Source organism: Candidatus Moranella endobia PCIT (genome assembly GCF_000219175.1).
Lineage (GTDB): Bacteria > Pseudomonadota > Gammaproteobacteria > Enterobacterales > Enterobacteriaceae > Moranella > Moranella endobia.
This window is the reverse complement of record NC_015735.1, coordinates 269,041-285,890: the sequence shown is the minus strand read 5'-3', so window position 1 is coordinate 285,890 and position 16,850 is coordinate 269,041. Positions and strand designations below refer to the sequence as shown.

At 43.8% G+C, this 16,850-nt stretch carries 13 protein-coding genes and 1 tRNA gene; 6 read left to right on the top strand and 8 right to left on the bottom strand.

The window, feature by feature from the left end; all coding sequences use genetic code 11:
• Window positions 1-205: 205 nt before the first annotated feature.
• From accC to MEPCIT_RS02530, 4 genes are all read right to left on the bottom strand, one after another.
• Complete coding sequence (accC, locus tag MEPCIT_RS01200) at window positions 206-1,588, bottom strand: acetyl-CoA carboxylase biotin carboxylase subunit (protein ID WP_013975634.1); 1,383 nt, start codon at window positions 1,586-1,588, stop codon at window positions 206-208.
• Between the two features lie 457 nt (window positions 1,589-2,045).
• A complete protein-coding gene (gene accB / locus MEPCIT_RS01195) occupies window positions 2,046-2,474 on the bottom strand; it encodes an acetyl-CoA carboxylase biotin carboxyl carrier protein (protein ID WP_013975633.1) in 429 nt (142 codons plus the stop codon).
• 21 nt (window positions 2,475-2,495) lie between these two features.
• Window positions 2,496-2,948 (bottom strand): type II 3-dehydroquinate dehydratase, encoded by a 453-nt coding sequence (aroQ, locus tag MEPCIT_RS01190; RefSeq protein ID WP_013975632.1) that lies wholly within the window; start codon window positions 2,946-2,948, stop codon window positions 2,496-2,498.
• Window positions 2,949-3,008: 60 nt separating this feature from the next.
• Window positions 3,009-3,140: a hypothetical protein gene (locus MEPCIT_RS02530; RefSeq protein ID WP_274376768.1), complete on the bottom strand. Its 132-nt coding sequence runs from the start codon at window positions 3,138-3,140 to the stop codon at window positions 3,009-3,011.
• Window positions 3,141-3,344: 204 nt separating this feature from the next.
• Here MEPCIT_RS02530 and efp point away from each other — a divergent pair, with 204 nt between their 5' ends.
• On the top strand, window positions 3,345-3,911 hold the full coding sequence (gene efp / locus MEPCIT_RS01185) for an elongation factor P (RefSeq protein WP_013975631.1): 567 nt from the start codon (window positions 3,345-3,347) through the stop codon (window positions 3,909-3,911).
• Window positions 3,912-3,971: 60 nt separating this feature from the next.
• Here efp and tsaD read toward each other — a convergent pair whose 3' ends face one another.
• Window positions 3,972-4,994 (bottom strand): tRNA (adenosine(37)-N6)-threonylcarbamoyltransferase complex transferase subunit TsaD, encoded by a 1,023-nt coding sequence (gene tsaD / locus MEPCIT_RS01180; protein WP_013975630.1) that lies wholly within the window; start codon window positions 4,992-4,994, stop codon window positions 3,972-3,974.
• Between the two features lie 313 nt (window positions 4,995-5,307).
• Between tsaD and rpsU the strand changes: the two genes are divergently transcribed.
• The 4 genes from rpsU (at window position 5,308) to MEPCIT_RS01160 (ending at window position 9,681) form a co-directional block, all read left to right on the top strand.
• Complete coding sequence (rpsU, locus tag MEPCIT_RS01175; protein WP_013975629.1) at window positions 5,308-5,550, top strand: 30S ribosomal protein S21; 243 nt, start codon at window positions 5,308-5,310, stop codon at window positions 5,548-5,550.
• A gap of 107 nt (window positions 5,551-5,657) precedes the next feature.
• Window positions 5,658-7,406, top strand: a complete 1,749-nt coding sequence (gene dnaG, locus MEPCIT_RS01170; protein WP_013975628.1) for a DNA primase — start codon at window positions 5,658-5,660, stop codon at window positions 7,404-7,406.
• A gap of 145 nt (window positions 7,407-7,551) precedes the next feature.
• Window positions 7,552-9,387, top strand: a complete 1,836-nt coding sequence (gene rpoD, locus MEPCIT_RS01165) for an RNA polymerase sigma factor RpoD (RefSeq protein ID WP_013975627.1) — start codon at window positions 7,552-7,554, stop codon at window positions 9,385-9,387.
• Between the two features lie 221 nt (window positions 9,388-9,608).
• Window positions 9,609-9,681 (top strand) — tRNA-Ile (locus tag MEPCIT_RS01160).
• A 98-nt stretch (window positions 9,682-9,779) separates the two neighbouring features.
• On the opposite strand, the gene ruvX is transcribed toward MEPCIT_RS01160, so the two are convergent.
• The 3 genes from ruvX to MEPCIT_RS01145 all read right to left on the bottom strand — a co-directional run bounded on the left by ruvX (window position 9,780) and on the right by MEPCIT_RS01145 (window position 12,721).
• A complete protein-coding gene (gene ruvX, locus MEPCIT_RS01155) occupies window positions 9,780-10,208 on the bottom strand; it encodes a Holliday junction resolvase RuvX (RefSeq protein WP_013975626.1) in 429 nt (142 codons plus the stop codon).
• Window positions 10,209-10,396: 188 nt separating this feature from the next.
• A complete protein-coding gene (gene fbaA / locus MEPCIT_RS01150) occupies window positions 10,397-11,473 on the bottom strand; it encodes a class II fructose-bisphosphate aldolase (protein ID WP_013975625.1) in 1,077 nt (358 codons plus the stop codon).
• A gap of 36 nt (window positions 11,474-11,509) precedes the next feature.
• On the bottom strand, window positions 11,510-12,721 hold the full coding sequence (locus MEPCIT_RS01145) for a phosphoglycerate kinase (protein WP_013975624.1): 1,212 nt from the start codon (window positions 12,719-12,721) through the stop codon (window positions 11,510-11,512).
• A 485-nt stretch (window positions 12,722-13,206) separates the two neighbouring features.
• Between MEPCIT_RS01145 and nifJ the strand changes: the two genes are divergently transcribed.
• Window positions 13,207-16,764, top strand: a complete 3,558-nt coding sequence (nifJ, locus tag MEPCIT_RS01140) for a pyruvate:ferredoxin (flavodoxin) oxidoreductase (RefSeq protein ID WP_013975623.1) — start codon at window positions 13,207-13,209, stop codon at window positions 16,762-16,764.
• The last annotated feature ends 86 nt before the right edge of the window (window positions 16,765-16,850 follow it).

The window sequence follows — 16,850 nt, the reverse complement described above, 5'->3', positions numbered from 1 at the left end:
GGAAGTGTGCCTGGTATTAGCAAACAAATGGCGTGTATGTAACATAATCAAGCGGAAATAATGTTTATTGGCACTATAAAATACCAGGACTAAAGTAAAAAACTGTCGCAGATATTATCTACTACTTCTATTAATAGAGGATACCATCTGATAAAGATGATAAGTTAATTTATTAATCATCAGATTACCATAACATAACGTTTGCTCAGGTTTGACCACTGAACTTCTGCTCAAAATAATGTATATGTGTGCAACCTTGCTGGAAATGTTCGTCATTCATTATTTTTACCTGCAAATCAATGTTGGTTTTAATACCATCGATAATTAGCTCCGACAGCGCAATTTTCATGCGGGCGATGGCGACGTCACGGTTTTCACCAAAACAGATTAGTTTTCCTATCATGGAGTCGTAGAATGGTGGCACAGAATAGTCAGCATAGATATGCGATTCCCAGCGTACACCCAAGCCGCCAGGCGCGTGGAATCGGGTAATTTTACCCGTACTAGGTAGAAAGTTTGTCGAATCTTCGGCGTTGATACGGCATTCTACTGCGTGGCCAGACACAGTTATATCTTGCTGTTGTAGGGATAATGACTGTCCGGCAGCGATGCGCAGCTGTTCTTTGATAAGGTCTATGCCAGTTATCATCTCAGTAACTGGGTGTTCTACTTGAATACGGGTATTCATCTCAATGAAAAATAATTCACCATTTTCGTATAGAAATTCAAAAGTTCCAGCACCGCGATAACCGATTTCCACGCAGGTTTTTGCGCAGCGCTCGCCGATAAATCGGCGTAATGCATCGGTAATACCGGGCGCTGGTGCTTCTTCAACTAATTTCTGGTGACGGCGCTGCATGGAACAATCGCGATCTGCCAGGTACAGGGCATTACCTTTACCATCTGCCAGTATCTGGATTTCAATATGGCGCGGATTATCAAGGTACTTTTCCAGGTAGACCATATCATGGTTAAACGCAGCTTTCGCTTCTGCACGAGTTATACGGATAGATGTATCCAGTTCGTTTTCGCTGCGTACCACGCACATACCGCGCCCACCGCCGCCTCCGGCTGATTTGATAATCAACGGATAACCGATGCGGTTGGCGATCGCGCGGTTTTTTGCCATATCGTCATCCCATTGACCGTCTGATCCAGGAATACAGGATATGCCTGCCTGTTTCATCACTTTGATGGCGGAAATTTTATCGCCCATTAATTTAATGGTTTCCGCGCGCGGGCCGATAAAGATGAAGCCTGAACTTTCTACCTGCTCGGCAAAATCAGCGTTCTCTGATAGAAAACCGTATCCAGGGTGGATAGCAACCGATCCAGTCATTTCTGCCGCTGATATAATTGCCGGAATATTGAGATAACTTTTTTCAGAAGGCGGGGGACCAATACATATTGTCTCATCAGCAAGCAGCACATGCTTTAGGTTACGGTCAGCGGTAGAGTGTACTGCCACTGCTTTGATACCTAGTTCTTTGCACGCTCGCAGAATACGCAATGCAATTTCACCGCGGTTTGCGATTACGATTTTATCTAAATCACTGACCCTAATATCGCTAAACTTTTGCCAATCCATGTTTTCCTCCTGGGAATAGCAAATTGCCATAAAGCGACGAATATTTTATACGGCACTGATCATGGTGCGTCATATGCTCATGCAGCTATGTATGTAACAGTAACATTATTCAACTATTTTTACCTAGTTTTGCTGTTACCTATCTTGATCAATGAGTTAGTAATTAACAGTATTTTGCTTGTACAGCCATCTAAAATTTGTTAGTAGACGTAATTGCATTCCCCTGTAACACTAGGAAGCAAATTGTTTCTGCTAGATAATATTTATATTGCCAATTAATGCAATGCTATTTTTTTGTTATTTTTTTCAGCTCAGCTGAGCTGAAAGTAATAGCTGTTGCTAAATTTAGTAAGAAAAGTTTATTATTTTCAATGTAAAATTGAATACCGATCAGAATTACGGTAAATATTTGTCGCAAACTTTTTAATAAAATACGCCAGAAATTAGTTGAACCTAGTTATTCAATTACTATTAGTGGTTCATCAAATTCAACTAGTTGACCATTTTCCCGTAAAATAGCTTTTACCACGCCTTTTTTGTCCGATGCAATCTGGTTCATTATTTTCATCGCTTCAATAATACAAATAGTATCGCCAACGTCGACCTTCTGACCAACCTCTACGAAAGATTTGGCATCAGGACTGGGGGTTCGGTAGAATATGCCAACCATGGGCGAACGCACAAGGTGACCGCTCGTTGTCGCCGATAAGGTTACTGGGGTAGTAGACGACTGCTGCCCTGCAGAGATATTAGTCTGTGGCAGATAGGTCTGTTGCATCAGAGCACGATTAATACGAATCGATTCTTCACCCTCAGAGATTTCCAAAGTAGCAATGCCAGATTTTTCAATTAGTTCAATCAGTTTTTTGATCTTACGAAGATCCATTAGTTGGGTCCCATGCTCGAATTAAGTAGAGGTTAACAAGCGTTTAACTGCCGTCTGTAAAGCAAAACTATACCCATCGGCACCAAGACCGCATATTACACCCACCGCAATATCGGACAAATAGGATTGATGCCGGAAATGTTCCCGAGCATGCACATTGGATAGATGAATTTCAATGAACGGGATCTTTACCGCTAACAGCGCATCACGTAGGGCTATGCTAGTATGGGTAAGCGCTGCTGGGTTGATTACTATATAATCGGTATTACCATGCGCCTGATGGATATGGTCGATCAGAACGTGTTCAGCATTAGACTGAACATGGCTGATTTTTGCTCCCAGACTGCCTGCTAGTATGCTTAAGTTAGCAATTATTTCGGTTAGCTTGATCTGACCATATTTTTCTGGTTCGCGGGTACCAAGCAAATTTAGGTTCGGTCCATTTAAAAGCAAAATTTGGAACTTATCGGCCATAAAGAGGTTATCTCCCTGTAATGAACGTTAAATTAACCAATCAAAATCACCAAAGTACAACTATTTTTTTTCAGTTTTTTCATACAGATAGCGCATCTGCGCCAAGATATCTATGATATATAGCAGCATATTATACAGATGATTATGTATGCTAATGAAGCGATCGTGGTCGATATCAGTCTTCAGTCGCATTAACTTTTGATCAAAAATATCACACAACGTAAAATTAATTAACAGTTAGCAATAGTTACTAAGTACATCTATATCTTAAGTGCCAACAGCTTAATCTTTCCAGTTAGCCGGTGCAATATCTCAGTAGTACGTAATTAGTATATAATATGTAGATACTTTTTAAGTTATCTGTTGATGCTTCTGTTGATACTGAGGATAACTACCATGGGTTATTATAATACAAATGAATTGCGTTCTGGTCTCAAAATTATACTTGATGGTGAGCCATGCTTGATAATTGATCATAAATTTGTAAAGCCAGGAAAAGGCCAGGCGTTTAGCAGGGTACGTTTACGCACATTAGTTTCAGATAAAGTACTGGACAAGGTATTTAAATCTGGTGACTCGGTTGAGGCTGCCAATATTATCGATATTAACCTAGTTTATTTGTACAAAGATGGTGAGTTCTGGTATTTCATAAATCAAAAAAACTTTGAACAACTGGCCGCGGATGCTAAAGCCGTTAGCGATAACGCGAAATGGCTGGTGGAACAGTCGAAATGTGTACTGACTTTATGGAATGATAAACCAATAATCGTTACTCCTCCTAATTTCGTTGAGCTAGAAATAACCGCAACTGATCCTGGATTGAAAGGCGATACCTTCGGTACTGGCGTAAAATTAGCCACGCTAATTACCGGTACGGTAGTGAAAGTACCACTATTTGTTCAGATTGGTGAAGTTATTCGCGTAAATACGCGCTCTGGTCAATATGTATCCAGGGTTACATAACTCGCATACATATTGAATTACAGTCCATCGATCACCTGATAGATCGATAGGGTTTATAAATCAGACATCAAATGTTAACCCTTCATCCAGGGGCCAGCGCGGCCGTACTGACACTGCCAGATCTGTCCTAGTCCCATTCTGTTGTAGTCGCACCATGCCAGCATAAGCGATCATCGCGCCATTATCAGTACAAAACTCAGGACGAGCATAAAATATTTCTCCGTTTCTTTGCCGCATCATTCTATCTAGGCTGACGCGCAGTGCTTGATTGGCGCTGACGCCTCCGGCAATTACTAATCGCTTGAAACAAGTAATATCAAGCGCGCGCTGGCATTTTAGCATTAACGTATCTACTACTGCGTCCTCAAATGCGCGCGCGACGTCTGCGCGCGTTTGGTGATCATTTGCGCAAGTGCTAATAGTTTTGGCGACAAAGGTTTTTAAACCGGAGAAACTAAATGCTAGCCCCGGCCGGTCAGTCATCGGGCGGGGAAAAGTATAACGTCCTGGCACGCCCTGCTGCGCTAGCCGCGCTAGCATAGGCCCGCCAGGATAATCCAATCCTAATAGCTTAGCGGTTTTATCGAATGCTTCGCCGGCGGCATCGTCAAGGGATTCTCCCAGCAGTCGATATTTTCCGATACCAGTAACAGCGATTAGCTGGGTATGACCGCCGGAAACTAACAGTGCCAAGAACGGGAACGCTGGTGGATTGTCCTCCAGCATAGGCGCCAACAGATGCCCTTCTATATGATGCACGGCGACAGCTGGAACCTTCCAAGCATAGGCCAACGCACGCCCTATAGTGGCACCTACCATCAACGCACCGACTAGTCCTGGTCCAGCAGTGTAGGCCACTCCATAAATCTCCGACGCCGGTAGTCCTGACTGCGCTAGCGCTGCCTGAATCAGTGGAATTGTTTTGCGTACATGATCACGGGAAGCAAGTTCTGGCACCACCCCTCCATAATCTGAGTGCATTTCCCCCTGGCTATATAGTTGATTAGCCAGTAATCCTTGCTGTTGATCGTAAATAGCCACCCCAGTGTCATCGCATGATGTTTCAATACCCAATACTCGCATAAAATCACTACCACCTTTTTTTTCTGTGTACAGTCTATTATGATATACTCTGTACTGATATTAGGCTTTAGTTAAGTTTTAAAGTGCAATTTGACGTCCAAATTTATTGGCTTTATTAAGCCATAACTTATCAAGCGCAAATATTTTTGCACATATTGTGTGCCATCTTGAGAGTATATAAAGATAAAAGAGAAGGCAATGCTTTACAAAGCTTGTAGGTGTACAGTAGAATTCGAAAAACAATATTTTGCAGAAACTGACATAAGGACATAGGTTAGTTACAATATCTGAATTTTATCGAGGTGATAGGCATATGCCTGTAGTTAAAGTGCGTGAAAACGAGCCTTTCGATGTAGCATTGCGTCGTTTCAAGCGTTCCTGTGAAAAAGCAGGTGTATTGTCTGAGGTTCGGCGGCGCGAATTTTATGAAAAACCAACTACTGAACGTAAGCGTGCTAAATCAGCTGCAATTAAGCGTCATGCAAAGAAATTAGCGCGCGTTCACGCGCGCCGTACCATTCGGTATTGCTTGCCAGGTAAGCAGTATAGCACTTAAAGTAATCCATAGATTGAACCTTGAAAGACTAAGGCCGTACTGTTCTGTCCGCAAGTATTGCGGACAGAACAGTACGGCCTAGTGAAGATATTCAACTGATAGAGCTTATGGCTGGCAAAATACCACGCATATTTATCAACAACCTGTTAGCGCGTATCGACATCGTCGATCTGATCAGTAAGCGGGTAAAACTTCATAAGCAGGGCAATAGCTTTAAAGCCTGCTGTCCATTCCATCATGATAACAATCCTTCTTTTACTGTGCATGGTGAAAAACAGTTTTTTCATTGTTTCGGCTGCGGCGCTCATGGCAATGCCATAGATTTTTTGATGAATTACGACCGCCTGGAGTTTATCGAAACTATCGAAGAACTTGCCGCCCAGTATGGACTAGAAATACCGGAGGAAATCTGCTCATTCCAGAATAATAATAGGCGTGATCAGCGACCAAGTCTGTATCAGCTCATGGAACAGCTTAGTGAATTTTACCAGCAGGTTTTACAATCAAAAACTGCCAATAAAGCTAACCAATATTTGCAACATCGTGGGCTAAATGAAGCGATAACTAAGTCTTTTGCTATCGGCTTTGCGCCTCCAGGCTGGTATAACGTTATTAAGCGTTTCGGTAATTCGTCTCAAGATCGTGCTGATCTCAATGACGCTGGTATGCTGGTGGTAAACGATTATGGCAGAACCTACGATCGTTTTCGTGAACGCATAATGTTTCCAATCCGCGACAAACGTGGCCGTGTGGTCGCCTTCGGCGGGAGGATCTTAGACAATGGGCAGCCAAAGTATATTAATTCGCCTGAAACCGTCATTTTCCATAAAGGTCGCCAACTGTACGGTTTATATGAAGCACAACGACAGAATATGCAATTATTACGGCTACTTGTGGTCGAAGGCTATATGGACGTTGTGGCGCTGGCGCAGTTTGGTATCGACTATGCTGTAGCATCGTTGGGTACTGCGATAACTACTGACCATATTCAACTGCTATATCGTGCCACCGATAGGGTTATCTTCTGTTATGACGGTGATAGTGCCGGTAGGGAAGCAGCTTGGCGCGCCCTGAAAAACTCGTTACCATCTTTGATAGACGGCCGCCAGTTGTGTTTTATGTTTCTGCCAGAAGGCGAAGATCCCGATACCATGATACGTAAAATTGGCAAAGAGGCGTTTGAACAGCACATTGCACAAGCGAAACCGCTATCGAAGTTTTTATTTGAAACGCTCATACCGCAGGTTGATTTGAGCAGCATTGAAGGCCGCGCCAAACTCAGCCGGTTGGCGTTACCACTGATCAGTAAAGTACCGGGTGAAACATTACGTTTCTATCTGCGCCAGCAGCTCGGTAATAAACTGGGAATACTCGACGACAATTATTGGGATAAACTGTTACCGAAGGCGGTACTAAAAAATAATAGTACCAAAAAAATACGTATCAAATGTACAACTATGCGTATCCTGATAGGATTACTAGTGCAGAATCCCCGGCTTGCTGAACTAGTACCAATTGTCCACGGTTTAGAGCACATCAGCAAACCTGGCTTACCACTATTTATCGAGTTAGTGCAAAATTGCAAGTCTCATCCTGGACTAACAACCGGACAATTACTTGAGTATTACCGTGATAATAAATCATACTACCAACTTGAAACTTTGGCAACCTGGAACCACATGATTACTGGCGAGGTAATAGATTCGATATTTGTCGATGCACTGGCAAATTTTTACGAATCCATACTTGCACACCGCCAGGAAACACTTATCGCCCGCGACCGAACCCACGGCCTAACTACCGAAGAACGCCGGGAAATGTGGTCGCTGAATCAGGCTATGGCGAAAAAAAACTGACAAATCTAATGCCTAATCTATTACCAGGGAACTACCTTGTGTAGTATATTTTTGGACTACAGTGCGAAATAAATTCCAGATATGTGGTTGGTTATAGCTTGTACCAGCCAACACTGAATTTTACTCTGAAGTATGGATACCTCTTATGGAGCAAAACCAACAGTCACAGTTAAAACTGCTTGTCACACATGGTAAAGAGCAAGGATATTTGACCTTTGCCGAGGTCAATGACCATTTACCGGATGATATAGTTGACTCCGATCAGATCGAAGATATCATTCAGATGATAAATGATATGGGTATTCGGGTGATGGAAGAAGCACCCGACGCCGATGACCTACTGTTACTAGCGGATACAAACCCTGATACAGACGAAGATGCAGTCGAGGCGGCGGCACAAGTTCTATCTAGCGTAGAATCCGAAATTGGACGCACTACCGACCCAGTGCGCATGTATATGCGCGAAATGGGTACTGTAGAGCTGCTAACCCGCGAAGGAGAGATCGATATTGCTAAACGTATAGAAGATGGCATCAATCAGGTTCAGTGCTCGGTTGCCGAGTATCTTAAGGCTATAAGCTACCTACTTGAACAGTACGACCGCGTTGAGGCAGGCGAGGCCCGCTTATCCGATCTCATCACTGGATTTGTTGATTCTTCTGTTGTAGAAGAGATGATGCTTGCTCCTACCAATGTTCGATCTGAACTTGCAACTAACGAAATAACCGATGAAGAAGAGCACGACGAAGCAAGCAAGGAAGATGATAATAGCATTGACCCTGGTCTAGCACGCCAGAAATTTGTCGAACTGCGTGAACAGTATGAGATGACTCGTAAGGTAATCAAAACCAACGGCCGCAACCATACTAAATCGGCCGCAGAGCTTATGAAGCTTTCTACTGTTTTCAAACAGTTTCGACTAATACCGAAACTGTTCGATTACCTGGTAAACAACATGCGTGCTATGATGACGCGCGTGCGTACCCAGGAACGCGTAATTATGAAGCTATGTGTCGATATTAGTAAGATGCCAAAAAAAAACTTCATCACGTTGTTTACTGGTAATGAGACCAGCGAAACCTGGTTCAAGGCTGCTTTGGCAATGAACCAGCCCTGGTCTGAAAAACTACAAGCAGTAGATAATGACGTATATCGTAGCCTAAATAAACTGCGCCAGATTGAAGAAGAAACCGGTCTGACTATCGAGCAAGTGAAGGATATTAACCGCCGTATGTCGATTGGCGAAGCAAAGGCAAGACGCGCAAAAAAAGATATGGTTGAGGCTAATCTACGTTTAGTTATTTCTATCGCGAAAAAATACACTAACCGCGGTCTGCAGTTCCTTGATCTGATCCAAGAGGGTAATATTGGGTTAATGAAGGCGGTGGACAAATTTGAATACCGCCGAGGCTACAAGTTTTCTACTTATGCTACCTGGTGGATCCGCCAAGCTATCACCCGCTCTATTGCTGACCAGGCGCGTACCATACGTATCCCGGTGCATATGATTGAAACTATTAATAAGCTCAACCGTATCTCCCGTCAGATGCTACAAGAAACTGGAAGAGAACCAACACCAGAAGAACTGGCAGAACGTATGCTGATGTCAGAAGATAAAATCCATAAGGTACTGAAAATTGCCAAAGAACCTATCTCTATGGAAACGCCTATTGGCGACGATGAAGATTCTCATTTAGGGGATTTTATCGAAGATAATACCATCGAGATGCCGCTAGATTCTGCTACATTAGATAGCCTAAGGTCAGCGACCAAGGAGGTATTGGCCGGTCTAACTGCGCGCGAAGCCAAGGTTTTACGTATGCGTTTTGGGATCGGTATGACTAACGACCACACTCTGGAAGAGGTGGGCAAACAGTTTGACGTAACCCGCGAACGTATTCGTCAGATCGAAGCAAAAGCATTGCGTAAATTGCGTCATCCAAGCCGGTCTGAGGTCTTACGAAGCTTCCTGGAAGATTAATTACTATGAATTTTAGTTTGACATGCGCTGTAGCACGGCATGCATGATATTAAATCAACACCAACCAAGGATGAAGGTTACAAAGCTTAGCCAGTAGCCCTACCTACTAATGAATTTAGCGCCTGATCTTGACGTGTTTACTAAAACGGCGATAAAAGATACAGCTTGCAAGGATAACTATAGACCAAATTTGTTACATTATGTATAATGGTTGCTTGCGTGGCCCTTTAGCTCAGTGGTTAGAGCAAGCGACTCATAATCGCTTGGTCGTTGGTTCAAGTCCAACAAGGGCCAACATCTACAATAAAATAATAGACACTTGTTGTTTATACTGATTGATGCGCGGTACCGCACGCAAACACAAATTTGGTACCTTATTAGCCAATAGGTTTTTATTGGCGAACTTGTTCCAACCAACTTTCAAGAATGATGGCTGCTGAACTAGCGTTAACTTGCCTATTCTCTAGCGCTCTGTAGCCGCTACGCTCAAATAGTATGGCACGGGCAGCGACTGTGCTGAGTCGTTCATCATGCAGAACAACCTTAACGCCAAATCTACCATGTAGTCGTTTGGCGAACTTGCATGCTCGTACAGTCAGCGGTTGATCACTGCCATCCATATTCAGCGGTAATCCCACCACTACTAGATTCGGTAACCATTCTTTCAGTAGTTTTTCAATCTGTTGCCATCTTGGGGTACCATCGCGGACCTGAACCGTTGTTAGCGGTTGTGCAGTGCAGGTTACAAATTGGCCAATAGCCACTCCGATACTCATCGTACCAAAATCGAAGGCAATAATATTGCCATGTTCGACTAGCAAGATCGCTCCCAATTATTTTGGCAGCTTAGCAAAAGCTACTCCAGCAAGTTTTAATATTGATTTGAGTAACTGACACTAATATAGTGTCAGTTGTTTCACTTAATATTTATTACATGGAAATTACAATAATTATTAAATGACCGACTCACTTTTAGTGAGTAAAAATGGTTTTGAAGGTTGTGCTATACCTACAGTACGTCGATCGCGTTTAGTTCCTTAAAAGCAAGTTTCAGGCGCTTTGCCATGGATTCCTGACCAGCACGGATCCACATGCGCGGGTCGTAGAACTTTTTGTTAGGTTTATCGGCACCTGCTGGGTTTCCTAGCTGAGACTGTAGATAATCTTCGTGATTCTGATAATATTTTAGAATACCTTCCCAGGTTGCCCACTGGGTATCAGTATCAATGTTCATTTTTACAACACCGTAACTAATTGCTTCCGTTATTTCTGCCGCCGAAGAGCCAGAACCACCATGAAAAACTAAATTCAAAGAACTTTCTGGTAAACCAAAGGTTGCCGAAACGTATTTCTGTGACTTATTCAGTAATTTAGGTGTTAGCTTAACGTTCCCAGGCTTATACACACCGTGAACATTACCAAAAGCAACTGCAATAGTAAACCTTGGACTGATAGCATGTAGTTTTTCATAAGCATAAGCGACATCTTCCGGCTGAGTATACAGCGCTGATTTATTCAAATGGCTATTATCCACTCCGTCTTCTTCACCGCCAGTGCAACCAAGCTCGATTTCCAGTGTCATATCCATTTTTGCCATCCGTCTGAGATAGTTGGCGCTTATTTCAATATTTTCTTCTAACACTTCCTCAGATAAATCGATCATGTGGGAGGAGAAAAGCGGCTTGCCAGTATCGGCATAATGTTTTTCCCCAGCTTCGAGTAGCCCGTCTAGCCAAGGTAGTAACTTTTTTGTGCAATGATCGGTATGTAGGATAACTGGAATTCCGTAATATTCCGCTATATGATGCACATGCTGTGCACCGGAAACTGCACCTAGAACCGCACCAATCTGACCTGTAGTATTTAATCCTTTACCGGCAATAAACGCGGCACCGCCGTTGGAAAACTGCACTATAATTGGCGCCCGCATTTTAGTAGCCGCTTCCAACGCGGCATTAATGGAATCTGTACCAACACAATTGACGGCTGGCAGAGCAAATTTATTGGCTTTTGCCACAGCAAACACTTTCTGAACGTTATTACCGGTGATGACTCCTGGTTTCACCAGATCAAAAATTTTTGGCATATTATTTTGTCCTGTTTTGTTTAATTTTATTTAAGATTAACTTTTTGCTGTTTGTGGATAAGCCACCAGCTTAATTAACTTTTCACTCGTTCTTCTTGCAGCATTAAGCATGACTACTGCTGGTAGTTTTTTACCTTCTATAAAGGCTAGGAAAGCGCCACCACCAGTAGAAACATAGGAGATTTGCTTGGCAAGGCCAAACAGGTCAATAACTGCTAGAGTATCACCCCCGCCCGCGATAGAGAAAGCTTCACTGTTTGCAATAGCACGTGCCACCAACTCAGTGCCTTGACGGAAATTGGCAAACTCAAATACGCCTACTGGGCCATTCCAAAGAATAGTTTTGGCATCTTTTATAATGTTTGTTAGCCTCGCGACTGAGATCTTACCGAGATCGAGTATATACTCATTGTCCTGAATATCGCTGACTGATTTTAGTGTCGCGGTAGCTGTTTCAGAACAATCTGTGGTCACATAGACATCTGTTGGTACGTTTATATTGCCTATGTTTAGCAGACGTTTAGCTTCAGGAATAAGTTTTGTCTCGTATCTCGATTGGCCGACATTATATCCCTGCGCTGCCAAAAAGGTATTCGCAATGCCACCGCCGACTATGATCTGATCTGCTATTTTCAACAGCGAGTCCAGAACGACCAGCTTAGTTGAAACTTTTGAGCCACCAACGATTGCTACCATTGGTCGTGCCGGTTGATCAAGTGCCTTGCCTAACGCCTCTAGTTCATTTAATAGTAATGGACCGGAGCACGCTACTGGTGCGAATTTACCTATACCGTGAGTGGAAGCTTGAGCGCGATGGGCTGTACCAAAAGCATCCATAACGAACACGTCACACAACGCAGCGTATTTCTTTGCTAGAGCTTCGTCATCATTATGTTCGCCCTTGTTAAAGCGCACGTTTTCTAACACCACTAGTTCACCGGCGGCAATATCCACACCATCGAGGTAATTTTTGTAAAGACGGACCGGGTAGCACAATTTTTTTGCTAAATAATCTACTACTGGCTGCAGAGAAAACTCTGCATTGTATTCTCCTTCGTTCGGGCGGCCTAGATGGGATGTTACCATGACTTGCGCGCCCTGTTTCATTGCTACTTCAATAGTTGGTAGAGAGGCTAATATGCGCGCATCAGAAGTTACTTGCCCGTTTTTAACCGGCACATTAAGATCGGAACGGATAAAAACACGTTTACCAGAAAGATCAAGATCGGTCATTTTAATTACAGTCATTGTTAAACCCCTTATTTAATCTTGACTAAATGATCTGAGCAACTCACTTAATTACCTAAGCAAGTTGGTTGATATTTACCCAAATTGGACTGGACTAGTAATTACATACAAATTAACTAACGTTAATTAACTAGGCCTGAATAGTTCAAATATAGGCGATGGTATTTTTACCCACAGGTTTTCCCGCGCGGCGTTACACGCACAGTATATCAGCTTGAATTGACAACTATTTTAGTTAGTTTGCTTAAAATTCATTCTACCAACCAGCCACTTGTTCACTTAAGATGATTAGGATAACTAGACATAGTCTGACAAATAGTTTTGTCAGTTGTAAGTTTATTATTGGTCAAGTACGAACCTTTCGCCTAGTATAATTTTACTAACCACTACTAACATTCACTACAGTTATTGTTGTTATATGTGCGACAAGTCATAATTAGACCATAAGTTAACGGCTATTATCTCAATCAAGGATCAAGGCACTCATGATCACTACAGACGGTAACAATGCAGTTGCCTCGGTTGCCTACCGTATTAATGAAGTTATCGCTATTTACCCTATTACCCCGAGCTCAACTATGGCCGAGCAGGCTAATAACTGGTCAGAGAGCGGTACTCCAAATATATGGGGTGACATACCCCGGGTGGTGGAGATGCAATCCGAAGCCGGCGCCATAGCCACTGTGCACGGTGCGCTACAAACCGGTGCGCTGGCTACTTCTTTCACGTCTTCACAGGGATTATTGCTGATGATCCCGACGCTTTATAAGCTGGCAGGCCAGCTTATTCCCTTTGTACTGCATGTGGCATCACGCACCATCGCGACCCATGCGCTATCTATTTTTTGCGATCACTCAGATGTTATGGCAGTGCGCCAGACCGGCTGCGCTATGCTGTGCGCTAATAATGTCCAGGAAGCGCAAGATTTCGCGCTTATTGCTCAGGTTGCCAGTCTGAACAGTCGTTTGCCCTTCATTCATTTTTTTGACGGTTTCCGCACTTCCCATGAACTGAACAAAATTACGCCTCTGTCTGACGATATTTTGCAATCAATCTTGCCCCAGGCTGCTATCAACGCCCACCGTTCCCGCGCGCTAACACCGGATAAGCCTATGATGCGCGGCACGGCCGCTAATCCAGATACCTATTTCCAGTCAAGGGAAGCTACCAACCCATGGTATAACAATGCTTATCGCAAGATGGAGCAAGCAATGGATGCCTTCGCTACTGCCACCGGCAGGCACTATAAGCCTTTTGAATATTATGGCCATCTTCATGCCGATCGTATAATTATCGTTATGGGATCAGCTGCTGGTACCTGTGAAGAAGTTATTGATACATTGCTAGCCAACGGTGAAAAAGTAGGATTAATCAAAGTACGACTGTTCAGGCCATTTTCTGCTAGCCATCTGCTAGAAATTATGCCCCAAGCGGTAAAATCTATTGCGGTGCTAGACCGAACCAAGGAGCCAGGAGCACAGGCGGAACCGCTATATCTTGAAGTTACAACTACACTAGCGGAAGCCTACAGCCGGGGCGAAATAAATAAACTACCACTGACCATCGGCGGCCGATTTGGTCTATCTTCCAAAGAGTTCGATCCACCGTGTGTATTGGCGATATTTAACGAGTTAGCGCAGGTAGCACCGCGGCCGCGTTTTACTGTCGGCATTTATGATGATGTTACCCATCTTTCGTTGCCATTAACCAAAGCAACGCGGCCGCGTAGTTTCCTTTTGGAAGCACTGTTTTACGGTTTGGGCGGCGATGGATCGGTCTCGGCAACCAAAAACTCTATAAAGATCATCGGCAATATGACGCCGCATTTCACCCAGGGCTATTTTGTTTACGATTCAAAGAAAGCTGGTGGATTAACCGTGTCTCATCTTAGGGTCAGCAAGAAACCAATTCATGCGGCCTATTTAGTTGGCCAGGCAGATTTTATTGGTTGCCACCAATCGCAATTTATCGAAAAGTATCACATTGTAGAACACCTGCGGACCGGCGGTATTTTCCTCATGAATACACCTAAAGATGCCAACGAAATCTGGTCTTTACTCCCCAGAGAGGTGCAGGCAATACTAAATGAGCGCAAGGCACGTTTTTATGTAATCAACGCCCAGCAGATAGCCAGCAAATATAAGCTTCAGACACGTATTAACACTGTTATGCAAATGGCTTTCTTCCAGCTGTCTGGTATTTTACCGCCGGATCAGACGTTAAGTGCCCTGCGACAAGCAGTGGTTACAAACTATAGCAGTAGTAAGGGACAAGAACTGATAAGGTCTAATTGGCAGGCACTAGCTGCGACTAGCGATGCTTTATTTCAAGTACCGCTCAAAGCAGTCGAAACAGCAAGTCACTTGCGCCCACCGGTAGTATCAGAAGCGGCGCCTAATTTTGTCAAATTCGTTACCGCCGCTATGCTCGCAGGTTTAGGTGACGCACTGCCAGTTTCAGCATTGCCACCAGATGGAAGCTGGCCAATTAGCACCACGCAATGGGAAAAACGCAATATCGCCGAAAAAATACCACTGTGGGAACCATCGTTATGTACCCAGTGCAACTATTGCGTGGCTGCCTGTCCCCACGCCGCTATTCGCGCTAAAGTCGTTCCGCCGCAGACATTAGATAAAGCGCCGCCAAGCATGTCATGCCTAGAAGTAAAATCCCGCAATATGCGCGGCCATAAGTATGTACTCCAAGTTGCGCCAGAAGACTGTACTGGCTGCCAGTTGTGTGTCGAAGTATGTCCAGCTAAAGATAGACAACAACCTAAAATAAAAGCCATTAATATGGCATCGCGGCTAGCGCATTTAGAAACAGAGAAAATCAATTATGATTTCTTTCTTAGCCTACCTGAAATTGATACCCGTATGCTGGCAAAAATTGATCTCCGCACATCACAACTAATTACCCCTCTTTTCGAATACTCTGGCGCCTGTTCGGGTTGTGGCGAAACTCCATATATTAAGCTGCTAACTCAGCTTTATGGGGACCGTTTACTGATCGCTAATGCCACCGGCTGCTCTTCTATCTATGGCGGTAACCTACCAACAACACCATATACTACAAACGCAAAAGGCCGCGGGCCAGCCTGGGCTAATTCTTTGTTTGAGGATAATGCTGAATTTGGCCTGGGCTTTCGCCTAACTTTGGATCAGCACCGCCGGCGAGTATTGCGCCTGCTAGATATACATAAAGGGTTACTGCCAGAAACTCTTGTTTCTGAGTTGCGTACCTCCAATATACCTGTGGAAGAACGACGGCGGCAAATCAGTGAATTACGCGATCTGCTAGGTAATTCGGATGATGCCTCTGTACGTCAGTTGAAGCAGGATGCTAATTATTTAGTGGATAAATCTATCTGGTTGATTGGAGGCGACGGGTGGGCATATGATATTGGTTTTGGCGGTCTGGACCATGTAATGAGCATGACTGAAAACGTCAATGTACTAGTGCTGGATACTCAATGTTATTCCAATTCTGGTGGACAACAATCTAAAGCAACACCGCTAGGCGCAGTTACCAAATTCTGTGAACAAGGCAAACGCAAGGCAAGCAAAGATCTTGGCGTTAGCATGATGATGTATGGTCATGTTTATGTAGCGCAAATTTCCTTAGGAGCACAGTTTAATGGTACTGTAAAAGCCATTCAAGAAGCCGAATCATATCCAGGACCATCTTTGATTATCGCCTATAGCCCCTGCGAAGCGCATGGCTATGATCTTGCGCTTAGCCATACTCAAATGCAACAACTTACAGCCACTGGCTTCTGGCCATTATACCGCTTCGATCCCCGTTTCAGGGATAAAGGAAAATTACCACTAATGCTAAATTCACGTCCGCCCTCAAGCAATCTTGCTGCTACGCTGCTTAACGAGCAGCGTTTCCGCCTACTTAATATTAAACAGCCGGACATCGCTGCCACTTTGCATAAATCGACGGAAAAAGAATTACAGCAAAAATATGAGTTTCTAGCACGGATGTCAGGTAAGACAGACACCTCTGATGAAACGTCAGAAGGCAATATTTCTGCCTAGTGGGGTATAGGCACAATTGCACTTGCACTGTGCCGCCAGCCACAGTGCCAAATTTTGGGTAACAGTAAAAAAAAGGTTTATTGCGC